Genomic DNA, 16,153 nt, shown 5'->3' with positions numbered 1-16,153 from the left:
AGGCTGTGCGGCGGCGGCCCGTCAAACCAATTGCCGCCTGAACCTCTGCTTGCAATGCCGCTTGACCCTTGCATGGCGCCGCAAACCCGCTAAAAGTGCCGCCAAATTCGCGGGCCCGCACGGGCCAGGGCTTCAAACCGGAAAGACTACAATCATGGCATCGCACAAGGACGTCAAGAAAGTCGTTCTCGCCTATTCGGGCGGCCTCGACACCTCGATCATTCTCAAATGGCTGCAGACCGAATTCGGCGCAGAAGTCGTCACCTTCACCGCCGACCTCGGCCAGGGCGAAGAGCTCGAGCCGGCGCGCAAGAAGGCCGAGATGCTCGGCATCCCCGACAAGAACATCTACATCGAGGATGTCCGTGAGGAATTTGTCCGCGACTTCGTTTTCCCGATGTTCCGCGCCAATGCCGTCTATGAAGGCGTCTATCTGCTCGGCACCTCGATTGCCCGCCCGCTGATCTCCAAGCGGTTGGTGGAAATCGCCCGCGAGACCGGCGCCGATGCGATTGCCCACGGCGCCACCGGCAAGGGTAATGACCAGATCCGCTTCGAGCTCTCGGCTTACGCGCTCAACCCGGATATCAAGATCATCGCGCCCTGGCGCGACTGGTCGTTCAAGAGCCGCACCGACCTGATCAAGTTTGCCGAGGCGCACCAGATCCCGGTCGCCAAGGACAAGATGGGCGAAGCCCCGTTCTCGGTCGACGCCAACCTGCTGCATTCCTCCTCGGAGGGCAAGGTGCTGGAAGATCCGGCCGTCGAAGCGCCCGAATATGTGCACATGCGCACGATTTCGCCGGAATCCGCCCCCGACAAGGCCACCATCATCAAGATCGGCTTCGAGAAGGGCGACGCAGTTTCCATCAACGGCGCTCGCATGAGCCCGGCGACCATTCTCGCCGAACTCAACAATTACGGCCGCGACAACGGCATCGGCCGGCTCGACCTGGTCGAAAACCGCTTTGTCGGCATGAAGTCGCGCGGCGTCTACGAGACTCCCGGCGGCACCATCCTGCTCACCGCCCATCGGGCGATGGAATCGATCACGCTCGACCGCGGCGCTGCCCATCTCAAGGACGAGCTGATGCCGCGCTACGCGGAGCTGATCTATTTCGGCTTCTGGTTCTCGCCCGAGCGCGAGATGCTGCAGGCGGCGATCGACCAGAGCCAAAAGCATGTCGAAGGCGAAGTCACGCTCAAGCTCTACAAGGGCAATGTGATGGTCACCGGCCGCGAAAGCGACAAGTCGCTCTATTCCGATGCGCTCGTCACCTTCGAGGACGACCGCGGCGCCTATGACCAGAAGGATGCGGAAGGCTTCATCCGTTTGAACGCGCTTCGCCTGCGAACCCTGGCTGCGCGCGACCGCAAGAACTGATCCGGCAGATATTTCAAGAAAAGGGCGGGGCCAGCGATGGCTCCGCCCTTTTCATGTCCGTACTGCGTCCCCCGCACGCCGCGACGCCTTGTCCAACACGTCCTGCGAGCCTACATGGGGCAGCATGACAAGGAGCCTTTCATGACCGCATCCGCATCCCCCGTTTTTGACTGGAACGCCCCCCTCGGCCTGCCCGAATTCGACAAAATCGCCGATGCGGATTTCGCCCCCGCCTTCGAGATTGCCCTCGCCGAGCACGATGCGGAAATCGAGGCCATCGCCGGAAACGCGGAAGCGCCCGATTTCAACAATACGCTGGTGGCGCTGGAGCTTGCGGGCGACAAGCTGTCGAGGGTCTCCTCGCTGTTCTGGAACCGGGCCGGAACCGACACCAACGATGTGATCCAGGCGCTCGAGCGCGAAATCGCGCCGCGCATGTCGCGCCATTACTCGAAGATCGCCATGAATCGCGCCCTGTTCGAGCGCATCGACAGCCTCTACCGGCAACGCGAACAGCTGGGCCTGACGCCGGAGCAGGATCGCCTGCTTGAGCGGGTCTGGAAATCCTTCATCAAGTCCGGCGCAGGCCTCGATGAGGCCGGACAGAAGCGCCTGGCCGAAGTCGGCGAGACGCTGGCCGGTCTCGGCGCCCGTTTCGGCCAGAACGTGCTGGCCGACGAGAAGGACTGGCTCATGCTGCTCGATGACGGCGCCGATCTCGACGGTCTGTCCGACGATCTGCGCGCCGCCATGGCAGCCGTTGCCGAGGACCTCGGTCACAAGGGCAAATATGCCGTGACCCTCTCACGGTCGATCATCGAGCCGTTCCTCACATCCAGCGAGAGGCGGGACCTGCGCGAAACCGCCTTCAGGGCCTGGATTGCCCGCGGCGCCAATGGCGGGGAGACCGACAATGCCGCGCTGATCTCCGAGATCATCGCGCTGCGCGCGGAAAAGGCCAGCCTCCTGGGGTATGAAAGCTACGCCGCCTACAAGCTCGACGACACCATGGCCAAGACCCCGGATGCCGTGGAAGCGCTGCTCGGCGACGTCTGGGCGCGTGCCGTCGAGCGCGCCGATGACGACCGCAGTGAGCTGGCCAAGCTGATTGTGGAAGAGGGGGGCAACCATGACGTCGCGGCCTGGGACTGGCGTCACTACGCCGAAAAGCTCAAATCCCGCCGCTTTGACTTCTCCGCTGCCGAACTCAAGCCCTATTTCCCGCTCGACCAGATGATCGAGGCCTGTTTCGACGTTGCAAACCGGCTCTTCGGCATCACCATGACCGAACGCAAGGACATTCGCGGCCCGCACCCTGATGCCCGCGTCTTCGAGGTCCGCGATTCCGCCGGGGACATCATTGCCACCTTCATCGCCGATTACTTTGCCCGCCCCTCCAAGCGCTCCGGCGCCTGGATGAGCGGCATGCGCAGCCAGCACAAGCTCGATATGCCCGACGGCTCGAAGGGCGAAAAGCCGATCATCACCAACGTGATGAACTTCGCCAAGCCGGCGGCCGGTCAAAAGGCGCTGCTGTCGCTTGATGACGCACGCACCCTGTTTCACGAGTTCGGCCACGCCCTGCACGGCATGCTCTCGGACGTGACCTATCCGTCACTTTCGGGCACCTCTGTCAGCCGCGACTTCGTCGAACTGCCATCGCAGCTCTACGAGCACTGGCTGACAGTGCCCGAAATCCTCGAAAAGCACGCCCGCCACTACAAGACCAATGAGCCGATCCCACGGGCGCTGCTCGACAAGGTGCTGGCGGCACAGACCTTCAATGCAGGCTTCGGTGCGGTCGAATTCACCGCTTCCGCTCTGGTCGACATGGCCTGGCACACCGCAGGTGAAAAGGCCGATCCGGCAACATTCGAGGCTGAAACCCTGAAGAAACTCGGCATGCCCGAGGCGATCGTCATGCGTCACGCCAGCCCGCATTTCCTGCATGTGTTCTCCGGCGAAGGCTATTCGGCCGGCTATTACTCCTACATGTGGTCGGAAGTGCTCGATGCGGACGCGTTCGCGGCCTTCGAGGAAACCGGCGATCCGTTTGACGCCGGCATGGCCGAGAAGCTGCGCGCCAACATCTATTCAGCCGGCGGATCGCGCGATCCGGCCGATCTCTACGAGGCGTTCCGCGGCCGCATGCCCGATGCCACGGCTATGCTGGAAAAACGCGGGCTCGCCTGACCGATCACCAATGCTCCGGCGCCGCGGGAGCCCTCAGTAGGCCTTTTTCGGCGTCCGGTCGTCCGACAGCGAGCGCTGGGTGCGCGTGACGATCGCTTCGATCGCGTCGGCGAGATGGATCTCGGCGATGTTGTAGTCGCCGCGTTCGACCCGGATCTTGTGCGCCTCGACGAAGACCTCGGCGTAGCTTACGCCGGCCGGCGGCTCGAACCGGTAGGCGGCAAGCTCGATCAGGAAGCCCAGCGGATCGGTGAAATAGATCGAATCCATGAAGCCCCGGTCCTTGACGCCGCTGTGCTTGATTCCGCGCTCATCCAGCCGCTCGACGGCTTGCGAGAAGGTCGCCTTCGACACGTTGATGGCGAGGTGATGCACCGCGCCGGGCTCGGTCGAGGTCCGCTTTGGATCGGGCTTGCGGTCCTCGCTGGTGAAGATGGTGATCAGCCGGCCATCACCCGGGTCGAAATAGAGGTGGCTTTCAGAGGCACTGTCCAGATTGGGTTGCTCGAAGACAAAAGGCATGCCGAGCACCCCTTCCCAGAAATCGATCGAGGTCTGCCGGTCCGCTCCCACCAGCGTGATGTGATGGATTCCCTGTGCCTGCAATTTGCGCATCTTGATCTCCCGCTTCCATACTCATCCAAAAACAATAGCAAACGGCAGCCGAACGGCAAAACATCGGCCGGGAAACAGAGCGTCAACCCACCATCACCAACGCGGCGACAGGTTTACCGAATGGCCGATATCGACGACGGCGCACGACATGTCCCAAACCGATGAACCGCGAGGACCAGGAGCTCTGGGCCATCACCCTGGATCCGGTCCGTACTGCCCCATTGCTTGTTTCGATCCCGGTACGATATGTTCAAGAACTGCGCTTTGTGCCCTTCTCTCGGTCCATTAAGGCTGTCCGGCAAAGATATCTTTCGCAACCGCAAAAAAACCTGTATAAGCCGCGCAAAGTCCGGCATTTGCCGGCCCGCGCCGGATCATGGTCCGGCGTTTTTGTATTCTCCAGAATGAGACCTGACCCATGTCCCTGCGCAATATTGCGATCATCGCCCACGTTGACCATGGCAAGACCACGCTTGTCGACGAACTCCTGAAGCAGTCCGGTGTCTATCGCGAAAACGAACGCGTTCAGGAACGCGCCATGGATTCCGGCGACATCGAGAAGGAGCGCGGCATCACCATTCTCGCCAAGGCCACCTCGGTGGAATGGAAGGGCAACCGCATCAACATCGTCGATACCCCTGGCCACGCCGACTTCGGCGGCGAGGTCGAGCGTATCCTGTCGATGGTGGACGGCGCCATCGTGCTGGTTGACGCCGCCGAAGGCCCGATGCCGCAGACCAAGTTTGTGGTCGGCAAGGCGCTCAAGGTCGGGCTGCGCCCGATCGTCGCCATCAACAAGATCGACCGCCCCGACGCCCGGGTGGACGAGGTCATCAACGAGGTCTTCGACCTGTTTGCAGCACTCGACGCCACCGACGAACAGCTCGACTTCCCGATTCTCTACGGTTCGGGCCGCAATGGCTGGATGTCGGCTGGCCCTGATCGCCCCGAAGACGGCGGATCGCTCGAGCCGATGTTCGATCTGGTTCTTGAGCACTGCCCGGAGCCCACCGTGGCCGAAGGCCCGTTCCGCATGATCGGTACGATTCTTGAAGCCAACCCGTTCCTCGGCCGTATCATCACCGGCCGCATTCATTCCGGCTCGATCAAGCCGAACCAGGCCGTCAAGGTGCTCAATGGCGAGGGCAAGCTGGTCGAGAACGGCCGCATCTCCAAGATCCTCGCGTTCCGCGGCCTCGAGCGCCAGCCGGTCGAGGAAGCCCATGCCGGCGACATCGTCGCCATTGCCGGCCTGTCAAAGGGCACCGTCGCCGACACCTTCTGCGATCCTGCCGTTACCGAGCCACTGACCGCACAGCCGATCGACCCGCCGACCGTGACCATGACCTTCCTGGTCAATGATTCGCCGCTGGCCGGCACCGAGGGCGACAAGGTTACAAGCCGCGTCATCCGCGACCGCCTGCTCAAGGAAGCCGAAGGCAACGTGGCGCTGAAGATCGAAGAGTCGGAAGGCAAGGATTCCTTCTACGTCTCCGGCCGCGGCGAACTGCAGCTCGCCGTGCTCATCGAGACCATGCGCCGCGAAGGCTTCGAGCTTGCCGTGTCGCGTCCACGCGTCGTCATGCACAAGGACGAAAGCGGCACCCTGATGGAGCCGATCGAAGAGGTCGTCATCGACGTTGACGAGGAGCATTCCGGCGTCGTCGTGCAGAAGATGTCCGAGCGCAAGGCAGAGATGACCGAACTGCGCCCGTCGGGCGGCAACCGCGTGCGTCTGGTCTTCCATGCCCCGACCCGCGGCCTGATCGGCTACCAGTCGGAGCTTCTGACCGACACCCGCGGCACCGCCGTGATGAACCGGCTGTTCCATGACTACCAGTCCTACAAGGGCGAAATCGGCGGCCGCAACAACGGCGTTCTGCTGTCCAACCAGTCCGGCGAAGCCGTTGCCTATGCGATGTTCAACCTCGAAGACCGTGGCCCGATGATCATCGAGCCTGGCGACAAGGTCTACATGGGCATGATCATCGGCATTCATACCCGTGACAATGATCTGGAAGTGAACGTTCTCAAGGGCAAACAGCTCACCAACATCCGCTCTGCCGGCAAGGATGAGGCCGTCAAGCTGACGCCGCCGATCCGCATGACGCTGGACCGCGCACTGTCCTGGATCCAGGACGACGAGCTGATGGAAGTAACGCCGAAGTCGATCCGCCTGCGCAAGCGTTATCTCGACGCCAATGACCGCAAGCGCTTCGGCAAGGCCGGCGCCAACGCCGCCTGATATGGCATCCGGTATATCAGCAGCACGCGAAATCGATCTTGCGACCTGGTCACGGGCCGGACAGTTCCACCTGTTCCGGACCTATGACCGGCCGCATTTCGCCACAACCGCCCGTGTCGATGTCACCGCGCTGATGACCCGCGGCAAGCCGCAGGGCGTCTCGCCCTACCGGGCTTTCATCCATGCAATCGGCGCCGGCGTGCATGCCGTTCCGGCTTTGAAGATGCGCTTTGAGGGTGACCGCGTGCTGGAATATGGCGAGATCTCGCTGTCGGTCACGGTCCCGCGTCCCGGCGACACATTCGGCTACGCCTACATTCCCTATATCGAGGACTGGGACAGTTTCGATGAAAGCTGCAAGGCGATCATTGAGGAAACCACCAGGGGCGCCGATCTCGGCGCCAACACTGGCCAGCGCTTCGATCTTGCCTATCTCTCTTGCCTGCCGTGGATCGATTTCACCGCGCTCGACAACGCGCTTCCAGGACCGGATGACTGCATTCCGCGCTTCTCCTGGGGCAAATTCGTCGAGGCATCGGATGGGCGCTGGAGTTGCCCGGTCGCCGTCCAGGTCCATCATGCGCTGGTGGACGGTCTGCAGGTCGGCCAGTTCTTCGAAGCCGCGCAAAAGAGCCTCGACCGCTTCGCCTCAATCTGAACGGCCCGGACAAACACTGGCCTCAGGGTGGCGGCGGCTCTTGCATATTTCGTTAACAAACGGTTAACTCAACTCACGCCGTCCACAAAACAATGCTGTGGGCTAAGACCGGAGCGGGTCGTCTGTACCTTCTTCGGACACACCATGAACGGTAGTGTGAGCGCATGAGCACGTTAACAATCGACATCCGGCATGCCGAGCCCGAAGATGCAGTCGCCATCGCGGCCACCCATCGCGCGGCCTGGAGCCATGCCTATTCCGGCATCCTGCCCTACAAGGCACTGCGCCACATGCTGGAGCGCCGCGATATCGGTTGGTGGCAGCGCGCCGTGCGCGGTTCCACATCCATCCTGGTGCTCGATGTCGGCGGCACGGTGGCCGGTTACGCCACACTCGGACTCAACCGCGCGCGCTCGCTGCCCCAGGAAGGCGAGATCTACGAGCTCTATCTCAAGCCCGAATTCCAGGGTGTGGGCCTGGGCAAGCGCCTCTTCACCGAAGCCCGCCAGCTGCTGGATTCGCTTGGCTGCAAGGGCGTCGTTGTCTGGTGTCTGGAAGACAATCACGCCGCCGTCGAGTTCTACCGCTTCCAGGGCGGCCGCGACGTGGCCGAAGGCCACGAGACATTCGACGGAAAGAGCCTCAAGAAACTGGCCTTCGTCTGGTCCTGAAGCCGGTCTGAGGGCCAAACACTCCAAAAGTCCTGTTGCACCGGACCGGCTTTGGCTTTAATTCCGGAGCCGTCCGAAGCCGCGCGCCTTTGCCTGATCCAGGTTGGCGCGGGGATGCGACGGGCCCCGAATTGAAGCATGCCCGTTCAGCTCACCTCCCACCCGGGCACGGCATGCACCACATATCCGCATTGGAGCGATCATGCGCATAGACGCCATCAGCATCGGCGACAAGCCGCCACACGACGTCAACGTGATCATCGAGGTGCCGGTTGGCGGCCAGCCGATCAAGTACGAGATGGACAAGGAAGCAGGCACCCTGGTTGTCGACCGCTTTCTCTACACACCGATGACCTATCCGGGCAACTACGGTTTCGTGCCCCACACGCTGTCCGACGACGGTGACCCGATCGACGTTCTGGTCTGCAATACGAGGCCGCTGATTCCCGGTTGCGTCATCAATGTCCGTCCGATTGGTGTTCTGATCATGGAAGACAATGCCGGTCAGGACGAGAAGATCATCGCCGTCCCGTCGACGCATCTCACCAAGCGCTATGAAGGTGTCAACGACTACACCGACATGCCGGAAATCACCCTGCAGCAGATCGAGCACTTCTTCGAGCACTACAAGGATCTCGAACCCGGAAAATGGGTCAAGATCGGCGGCTGGCGCGATGCCGAAGTCGCCCGCCAGCTGATTTCGGAAGCGATTGACCGGGCCAAGGCCAAGGGCTGATCCTCCGCACCGACCGGCACCCGGTTCAGATGCCGGGTCTGGTCCCATTCAAGATTGACAGAGCTTTGCGCCACCCGTCCACCGGATGGGTGGCGCGATCCGTTTCAGCCGCTCAATGCCTGGATCTGTTCGATGATCGCGTCCGGATCCGCACTGATGCGGATGGTCTTTGACCGGCTCGTTTCCCCCGCGACGACCCCTACCGCGGTCTTGCCGATTTTCAGATGCTTGGCGATCAGTTTTTCAACCGCGCGGTTGGCCTTGTTGTTCTCCGCCACCGCCCGGACCCGGGCCTTGAGTCGAACCACGCCGGTCGCATCCTCGACCAGGCCATCGATCTGGTCGACCGAAGCCGCTGGCGTCAATCGCACCGACAGGTCTACCCACGTCTCGCCGGGCCTGTACCAGCTGCTCAGAAGAACATCGGCGCGATCGAGGTCGCGATGAAGGTGCGCACGAAGAAGATCGCGATCAGCAACACGATTGGCGAGATATCAAGCCCGCCAAGATCCGGCATGATACGGCGGATCGGTCTCAGAGCAGGTTCGGTGGCCTTGTAGAGAAACTCGCCGATCATGCCGACGAAGCGGTTGTTGGCGTTGATCACGTTGAAAGCGTAGAGCCAGGAGAAGATGGCGCTGGCGATGATGATCCAGGTATAGAGGCCCAGCACCATGTCGATGGTTGAAAAGACTGCAATCATGAGGTTCTCCGGCTGTTCTTCGCGTGACCGACATGTAGACACTCCAAGCCCGAGCGGCAAGGGCGCGGCGGTGCCTATGATCCGGAACGGTTAAGGCCGGACCGGCCACTCAGGAGACGGGGGCACAAGACGGTGGCACGAACCGGTTGCTCGTGTATAGCTCAGCCAGCTCAAACCGGACAGACACCATGCAAGCTCCAGCCCTGTCGGACGACAGATACGCCGCCTTCCGCCATCGCGCTTTCACGCTCTACTTCGCGGCCCGCTTCCTGTCGACATTCGGTCTGCAGATCATCAGCGTCTCGGTCGGCTGGCAGATCTACGATCTGACCCGCGATCCCTTCGATCTCGGCCTGGTCGGCCTGATCCAGTTTCTCCCGGCACTGGTGCTGATCCTGTTTACCGGTGCTGCCGCCGACCGCTACGGCCGCCGCACCATCATGCTGATCTGCGAAATCATCATCGGGTTTTCGGCCCTGGCACTGGTGTTTTTCGCCTGGCGTGGCCTCGTATCTCCACTGCCGATCTTTGCTGTGCTGCTGGTGATAGGCATTTCGCGGGCGTTTTTCGCGCCCGCCTCGCAGTCACTTGCGCCCAACCTGGTGCCGGCAAAAGACCTGCCAAATGCGATTGCCTGGAACTCGACCTCCTGGCAGACCGCCACCATCGTCGGCCCGGTCGCCGGCGGCCTGCTCTACGGCCTGGGCGCAACCGTGCCCTACCTGACCGCCTGCTTCTTCTTCGCCACGGCTATCATCGCCATCGCGCTGGTGCCGCCACCGTTGCAGCGCTCGCGCGGCGAGGGCCAGAGCTGGAAGACGCTGGTGGCAGGCTTCAGCTATGTCCGCAACCAGAAGATCGTTCTGGGTGCCATCTCTCTCGACATGTTCGCCGTTCTACTGGGCGGCGCCATTGCATTGATGCCAGTTTTCGCCCGCGATGTGCTTGAACTCGGGCCCTGGGGTCTCGGATTGTTGCGCGCCAGCCCCGGCATCGGCGCCATCGGCATGGCGATCTATCTCGCGTCACGACCGATCCGCAGGCATGCCGGGCGCGCAATGTTCATTGCCGTCGGTGTATTCGGCGCCGCAACGGTGGTGTTCGGCCTGTCGAAATCCCTGCCGCTGACCATGGTTGCGCTGATCGTCATGGGTGCTTCCGACATGATTTCGGTCTATGTCCGCCAGAGCCTGGTGCAACTGTGGACGCCGGATGATCTGCGCGGCCGCGTCAGCGCGGTCAACATGGTCTTCATCGGCGCCTCCAACGAACTCGGCGAATTCCGCGCCGGCGTCATGGCGTCGTTGATCGGTCCGATTGCTGCAGTGGTCATCGGTGGCGCCGGAACGCTCGCCGTGGCACTTGCCTGGAGCATCGGCTTCCCGCAGTTGCGCCAGATCCAGTCGCTCGACCGTGACGCCGAAGAGAGCCGGGCAGCGCTCAAGGCTGATTTGGAACGGCAGGAAAAATCCGGTCCAGGAACTGCTTGAGCCATTCCAGCAGCGCCGCGTCGTGCACCAGCCGTCCCGCCAGGTGCTCACGCCCCTGCTGGGCGCCGGGGAGGACGAAACGATGCGCGCCGCGGACCGCCCAGCGGTGCATCATCGCCAGCGTCAGCTCCGCGTGGAACTGGATCGCCCAGGCATTGGCGCCATAGCGGAACGCCTGATTGGGGTAGACATCGGCGGTCGCCAGCAGTTCCGCGCCCCGCGGCAGGTCGAAGCCCTCGCGGTGGAACTGGTAGACCATGGATGGCCAGTCCATCATTTCCCGGCCAGCCGGTGTCGCTTCCAGCCCGTACCAGCCGATTTCCACGGCGCCATCCTCTCGTCCGGCCACCCGGCCGCCGAGATGATTGACCAGGATCTGTGCGCCGAGGCAGATGCCAAGATAGGGCTTGCCGGATCTCAGCACCACATCCATGAAGCGGGTTTCGCGGCGGATCCCCTCGTCAGGATCATTGGCGCTCATCGGCCCACCGAAGACGACAACCCCGGCATGATCACCAAGATGTCCGGGCAGTGGATCCCCCAGCACCGGACGCCGAATGTCGGCGGCGTACCCCATCAGCGAGAGCAATTGCCCGACACGGCCGGAACTCGAGCTTTCCTGGTGCAGGATGATCAGGATACGGCCCGACCTGGACCCGGGCCGGAAACCGGCAACCGGTCGCCCTCTAGCTGCCGTCACCGGCGGCCTCTCCGTCATCAATCCCCGCGGCGGCAAGGGCCCGCTGGCGCGCAAGCACCCGGTCCCGGTTCGACACCCCCATCAGGTCGGCTATCCGCCAGACCACGTGGTCTTCCAGTTCATGCCGGTATCCGTCCGCATAAGCGAGGTTCCACAAAAGCTCGATGAAGTGAACCTTCGCTTCGGGTTCCAGCGAGCGGTTGAGGATGCTGGTGAACTGATAGAGGTCCACCGCCTCGCGGTCCGCTTCTTCACCGGCTTCGATCAGCTCCCGCAGTTCTGCGCCACTCACACCGTATTCCTGGATGATCAGCGCCTTGAGCTTGTCGGACTCGACGTCATCGACAACCCCGTCCGCCCCGATAACGTGGAAGAACAGGGCCACCGCGGCCACGTCGGGGTTGTTCGCATCGGGCTTTGTTCGCCCTTCATCACGCAGACCACCCAGAAAGGCACGTATCTGATCAAGCATTCATTTTCCTCTTCAAGGCCAACTCAGAACAGCCGGAACCGGCCCGGCTTCTCAGGTTCGGCGTTAACATCAATCCCGGGATCATCGGGTCGATGGGTCAGAAAGGCCTCTTCCCTTGCCCGGGCCTCTGCCTCGGGATCAGGTTTGGCAGGCTTCTGTTCCAGCTTCTCCTTCTCCGGCTTCGGTTCATCCGTGGCCGCCTCAGCCGCCTGGTCCGGGCCCGCCGAAGCGACGCTTTTCATCTCGTCGGTCTTGCCCGGCACCGAACCGGTCTTCGCACTTGAATTGGTATCCGCTTCAGCGTCCGTTGCGGCAGGAACAGGGACAGGCTTTGTCACATCAACCGGAGACGTCCTTGTATCGGAAACCGCTTCGGCTTCGATTATCACTGCCTGCTTCGGTTCGGGTTCGGCAGGGTTGTCTGGCTTGCCCGGTTTCTCGTTCTTTCCGGCCGAAGACGATTGCGATACTGCCGGTGCTTCCGGCTTGGCGGCAGCAGGGTCGGCATCCGGCGCTCGGCGCTGACCCTCGCTGGCGGTCGCGCTGACTGGCGGCAGACTTGCCATCGCCTGGTCAAAGGCGCGCGCCGGCGGCTCGTTGTCGAGGCTCGGTCCTGCCAGTTGCTCCACCGGGACCTTCCATTCGAAGGCATCGAGCTTGCCGCTTATCGGCGACACCGGTTCCCAGGTTTCCGACACATAGCCATCCGCTGTCCAGGCCGGATCCCGCGGTGCGCGCACCGCCTGGCTGAGCCAGTGGCGGACACGGCCCTGATCACCGGTTTCGGCTTCCTCGATATCGGCGAGCAGCAGATAGATGCCCTCGCTCGGCTGCAGCCGTGCAGCGGCTTCCGCCTTTTCCCTCGCCAGATCATAGCGTCGTGCTTCCAGCGCGGCCCTTGCGACCACATCGAAGGACTGAGGATTGAGCGGCTTGAGCTTTTCCAGCCTTTCGGCGCGCTTGAGCCGGTCGGCGGCCGTGTCGCCCATCCGTGCCCGCACATAGGCTTCGGCGAGTTCCGGGTGCGGACTGGCCTTCCAGGCACCTTCCAGAACCTTGGCGGCCTTGCGCAGATTGTCCTGCCGCAGCAGCGCCTTGGTCGCAACAACCGCCGCCGGCGCAAACGCCGGCGCCAGTTTCAATGCATTGAGCGCGTCGTCGCGCGCCGAGGACGGATCGCTGTCAACACGATCGCGTGCCCGGGCAGTCAGCAGCACGGCCTTGGTGCGGTCTGCGGCAGCCGCTTCGATGGTGCCAGCCTGGCGCTGGCGGTCGAGCAGCTGCAATGCCTCGTCCCACTTGCCTTCCCGCGTCCGGTAGGACAGCGCCGCCGCACCCGCCCACGGCAGTTGCGGCGCCTGTTCGGCGGCGGTCTCGGCATAATGCTGGGCAGCCTCGTCAGCGCCTTGGCGCTGAGCCTCGAGGTAGAGTCCGCGCAGGCCGAGAAGTTTCGTCTCCGGATCCTCGGCCATGGTTTCGAACAGCTTGCGTGCTTCCTCGTGGTGACCCTCGATCAGCGCCGCCTGGACATCGAGCAGGTGAATCAGCGGCTCCTGGTCGGCCTTCAGCAGCCCCTTGGTGCGCTTGTTCATCTTGCGCGCGGTGACGGCGTCACCGGCACCGGCTGCAAGCAGCCCTGTGGACAGCGCCTGATAGCCGCGATCACGCTTGTTGGCCCGGAAGTAGCGGGCAACCGTGCGCGGCGAATAGATGATGGTGCGGATCAGCCACCAGCTGATCATGATGGCCGCAATCAGCGAAACGATCATGGTGACCGCCGCCATCAGCGACATTTCTATTTCGCGCCCTTGCCAGTTTACGGTCAAATCACCGGGCCTGTCGGCGAGCCAGGCAAAGCCGAAACCGAGAACCAGAACCAGGACAACGAAGAATAACAACCGGATCATCATGGATCTCCTAGTTGGCCGGTGGGGCGGACGGCGCCATAGCGGCGGCGATCAGCTTTTCCGAGCGCGCACGGGCAGCCAGCGCGTCGCTGTAGTCTGCGGTGGCCGCGCGGGAGGCCTCGGGCAGCGTGTTCCATTCGGACAGGGCAGCATCGAGATCGCCGTTGAGCAGCCGCGCTTCGGCACGGGCAACGATGGCCTCGGCGCTGTCGCCCTCGACATCGCCGACCCTGCGCACCTTGACCACCGACATCGCGCTCGACATCAACCGGTCGACGAGCCCGGCCTCGGGATCACCCGGATCCGCCGCGGCAATAGCCTCGCTCGCGGCATCGGAAAACGCGGCCACCAGTGTGGCGCGGCTGGGAACGCCGCGTGCGGCCAGATCCCGCAATTCGGCCACCGCCGGATCCTCCGGGGCGACCGAAGCGAAGGCCTCGAGTTCGCTCATGAACGATCCGCCGCGGTCGATCGCCGACTTGAGGCCGGCAGCGGCGATGGCGCGCGCCAGGTCTATCTGCCGCGAAGGCGCGTCGAGCTGGGTCGACAGCTCCTGCTGATCCTGCTCGAGGTCGGTGATCTTGCCCGTCAGCATGTCGGCACTGGACTGCAACTCGGCAATTGCAGCCTGGAGTCCGCCCTGCGCGGCCCGCAATTCGTTCATCTGCGCGGCAAGTTCGGGATCCGCACCGGCGGTATTTCCATCGCCGAGTTCGGCGAGCCTGCCTTCGAGACCCGCAAGCCGGTCTTCGAGTGCGGTAAGGGCAGCCGGATCGCCGCTTTCGCCGCCGCTGCTCGTTCCTGCCTCTGCAAGACCGGCCTCAAGCCTATCGAGACGGGCCGTGACCTCGGCAGGAGTCCCGGAACCACCCTGCGATCCGGACTCCGAGACCTGCTGTGTCAGGGCGTCGAGCCGGTTGGAAAGTGCGTCCACCTGCGAGACCACCGGCGCCACCGGATCGCTGCTGCTCACCCCCGGTGCCGGCAGAAACCCGCCCGCCTGCAGCGCGTAAGCGCCACCGAGAGCGATCACGGCACCCAGCACGCCCGAGACGACCATGCCGAGACCGCCGCCGCTTCTGGCTGGCGCTGCGGCAGGTTTGGCACCAGCCGCTCTGGCGGCTGCGGCGCCAGCCGGTTTGGGCTTGCTGTCTTCGATTTTTGCATCCTTCGGGTCCGATGCCTTGGCCGAACCGGTCGTTGCGCCGGCCTGCGTCGCTGCTTCGGGCTTAGATCCTGTCTTTGGATCCGGCGCCGGCTTGGACGGGCTGTCGGTCTTCGCCGATGCCGATGAGGTTGCCGGGCCTGCAGCTTCCGCGGACTTGCTCCCGGTATTCTCGCTCCCTGTCTTGCCGGCCTCGGTCTTCTCCGGCTGTGCCGGATCCGGCGTCCGGGCAATGGAAGGCCCGGTGGCCGATGACTTAGCCTTGGGCTCCTCGCTCTTCGGCGTCACATCGGTGGCGTCGAGATCGATGGTCACTGGTTTCGGCGATTTGGAGTGTCGCGGGGTGGGGCCCTTGCTCATGGCGTCTCCTGCAGGGTTGGCGCGGTTGATCTTGCGCATTCTTTGGTCGCAATACGCTCAAACCGTGGCGGTGGTTCCGGCAAATCAGCCCAACCGGGCCATCGACGCAAGCAGGCTGTCCTCGTCGGGGTGCTCGGCCACCACCACACGGGATTGCCAACCCTGCTCCAATTCGCCCGCTATTGCACTCGAAAGGCAGAGAAAACACACGGAATCCAGCGTTTTGCCGAGTTCATGATTGTTGCAAAGTGCAGAAAAGCGTCTTGCTGCATTGGCCGAGTAGAGCAGCACAGCGTCCGGCACGGGAGAGAAAAAACGCGATTTCAAAATGTCAGTTGAATAACTTATTTCCGCCATTTCATAGCATTCAAGCACCACGTAAGCGGTGCCTGAGGCGCTCAGGGCAGTCTCGATGACTGGCTTGCGCGGCACTCCGGCAAGGTAGGCCTGTACACCCTGCCCATCGCTTGCTTCCGGGAGATCCGCAGTCCTGCCCTCGCCCGCATTTTCGGCGATCAGGGCCGCCAGATCCTCGGCCGTACCGCCACCCTCAGTGATCCGGAGAAATCCGGCGTCGCGGGCGGCCTGTGCCGTGGCGGGACCGACAACATGGATCGGCACCCGGCAAAGCTCTGATCCGGATACATCGCCCTGCCCGAACATGGCGAAGGCGCGGGCGCTTGTTGCGATCAATCCCCGGATCGTTGCCACGGGCGGCAGATCTTCAGCTGTTGCGGTGACCCTGCTTTCAAACAGCGGCATCAGAACCGGGTCATGGCCGAGGGCTGCGAGGCGCTCGGACGTCCGTTTCCCGCCGGGTTCCGGACGCGTTACCAGAACGCGCATCGCTCCGC

General features: G+C 63.1%; 15 protein-coding genes. 7 read left to right on the top strand and 8 right to left on the bottom strand.

Annotation, left to right across the window (positions count from 1 at the left end; genetic code table 11):
* Nucleotides 1-154 precede the first annotated feature (154 nt).
* Nucleotides 155-1,384: an argininosuccinate synthase gene (locus SPHINGO391_RS23520; protein WP_152011119.1), complete on the top strand. Its 1,230-nt coding sequence runs from the start codon at nt 155-157 to the stop codon at nt 1,382-1,384.
* Between the two features lie 141 nt (nt 1,385-1,525).
* Nucleotides 1,526-3,577, top strand: a complete 2,052-nt coding sequence (locus tag SPHINGO391_RS23515; protein ID WP_152011118.1) for a M3 family metallopeptidase — start codon at nt 1,526-1,528, stop codon at nt 3,575-3,577.
* 33 nt (nt 3,578-3,610) lie between these two features.
* Here the strand turns inward: SPHINGO391_RS23515 and SPHINGO391_RS23510 are convergent, their stop codons facing one another.
* The gene (locus SPHINGO391_RS23510) at nt 3,611-4,192 is read right to left on the bottom strand and encodes a VOC family protein (RefSeq protein WP_152011117.1); all 582 of its coding nucleotides are present in this window, start codon (nt 4,190-4,192) and stop codon (nt 3,611-3,613) included.
* Nucleotides 4,193-4,610: 418 nt separating this feature from the next.
* Between SPHINGO391_RS23510 and typA the strand changes: the two genes are divergently transcribed.
* The 4 genes from typA to ppa all read left to right on the top strand — a co-directional run bounded on the left by typA (nt 4,611) and on the right by ppa (nt 8,502).
* Nucleotides 4,611-6,437, top strand: a complete 1,827-nt coding sequence (gene typA, locus SPHINGO391_RS23505) for a translational GTPase TypA (protein ID WP_152011116.1) — start codon at nt 4,611-4,613, stop codon at nt 6,435-6,437.
* Between the two features lies 1 nt (nt 6,438).
* Complete coding sequence (locus tag SPHINGO391_RS23500) at nt 6,439-7,095, top strand: chloramphenicol acetyltransferase (protein ID WP_244615341.1); 657 nt, start codon at nt 6,439-6,441, stop codon at nt 7,093-7,095.
* Between the two features lie 164 nt (nt 7,096-7,259).
* Nucleotides 7,260-7,766 carry a GNAT family N-acetyltransferase gene (locus tag SPHINGO391_RS23495; RefSeq protein WP_152011115.1) on the top strand — a complete coding sequence of 169 codons (507 nt, stop codon included), beginning with the start codon at nt 7,260-7,262 and terminating at the stop codon, nt 7,764-7,766.
* Nucleotides 7,767-7,968: 202 nt separating this feature from the next.
* The gene (ppa, locus tag SPHINGO391_RS23490) at nt 7,969-8,502 is read left to right on the top strand and encodes an inorganic diphosphatase (RefSeq protein ID WP_152011114.1); all 534 of its coding nucleotides are present in this window, start codon (nt 7,969-7,971) and stop codon (nt 8,500-8,502) included.
* 104 nt (nt 8,503-8,606) lie between these two features.
* Here ppa and SPHINGO391_RS23485 read toward each other — a convergent pair whose 3' ends face one another.
* The gene (locus SPHINGO391_RS23485) at nt 8,607-8,873 is read right to left on the bottom strand and encodes a DUF167 family protein (protein ID WP_244615340.1); all 267 of its coding nucleotides are present in this window, start codon (nt 8,871-8,873) and stop codon (nt 8,607-8,609) included.
* 41 nt (nt 8,874-8,914) lie between these two features.
* On the bottom strand, nt 8,915-9,205 hold the full coding sequence (locus tag SPHINGO391_RS23480; protein ID WP_152011112.1) for a YggT family protein: 291 nt from the start codon (nt 9,203-9,205) through the stop codon (nt 8,915-8,917).
* 188 nt (nt 9,206-9,393) lie between these two features.
* On the opposite strand from SPHINGO391_RS23480, the gene SPHINGO391_RS23475 reads away from it, so the two are divergent.
* Complete coding sequence (locus tag SPHINGO391_RS23475; RefSeq protein WP_152011111.1) at nt 9,394-10,695, top strand: MFS transporter; 1,302 nt, start codon at nt 9,394-9,396, stop codon at nt 10,693-10,695.
* Here the strand turns inward: SPHINGO391_RS23475 and SPHINGO391_RS23470 are convergent.
* From SPHINGO391_RS23470 to SPHINGO391_RS23450, 5 genes are all read right to left on the bottom strand, one after another.
* Nucleotides 10,646-11,395, bottom strand: coding sequence for a glutamine amidotransferase (locus SPHINGO391_RS23470; RefSeq protein WP_244615339.1), 750 nt, complete (start codon nt 11,393-11,395; stop codon nt 10,646-10,648). The genes SPHINGO391_RS23475 and SPHINGO391_RS23470 overlap by 50 nt on opposite strands.
* Complete coding sequence (locus SPHINGO391_RS23465) at nt 11,382-11,867, bottom strand: TerB family tellurite resistance protein (protein WP_152011109.1); 486 nt, start codon at nt 11,865-11,867, stop codon at nt 11,382-11,384. The genes SPHINGO391_RS23470 and SPHINGO391_RS23465 overlap by 14 nt, the downstream gene beginning before the upstream one ends.
* A gap of 23 nt (nt 11,868-11,890) precedes the next feature.
* Entirely contained in the window at nt 11,891-13,774 is a 1,884-nt protein-coding gene (locus SPHINGO391_RS23460) for a heme biosynthesis protein HemY (RefSeq protein ID WP_152011108.1), read from the bottom strand.
* A gap of 10 nt (nt 13,775-13,784) precedes the next feature.
* Nucleotides 13,785-15,299 (bottom strand): mitofilin family membrane protein, encoded by a 1,515-nt coding sequence (locus SPHINGO391_RS23455; protein ID WP_193217394.1) that lies wholly within the window; start codon nt 15,297-15,299, stop codon nt 13,785-13,787.
* Nucleotides 15,300-15,383: 84 nt separating this feature from the next.
* Nucleotides 15,384-16,145 carry a uroporphyrinogen-III synthase gene (locus SPHINGO391_RS23450; RefSeq protein ID WP_152011106.1) on the bottom strand — a complete coding sequence of 254 codons (762 nt, stop codon included), beginning with the start codon at nt 16,143-16,145 and terminating at the stop codon, nt 15,384-15,386.
* Between the last annotated feature and the right edge of the window lie 8 nt (nt 16,146-16,153).

This window comes from Hoeflea sp. EC-HK425, from assembly GCF_902498795.1.
Lineage (GTDB): Bacteria > Pseudomonadota > Alphaproteobacteria > Rhizobiales > Rhizobiaceae > Hoeflea > Hoeflea alexandrii.
Note: the sequence above shows the minus strand (reverse complement) of the source record. Positions and strands in the feature narration are given on the sequence as shown.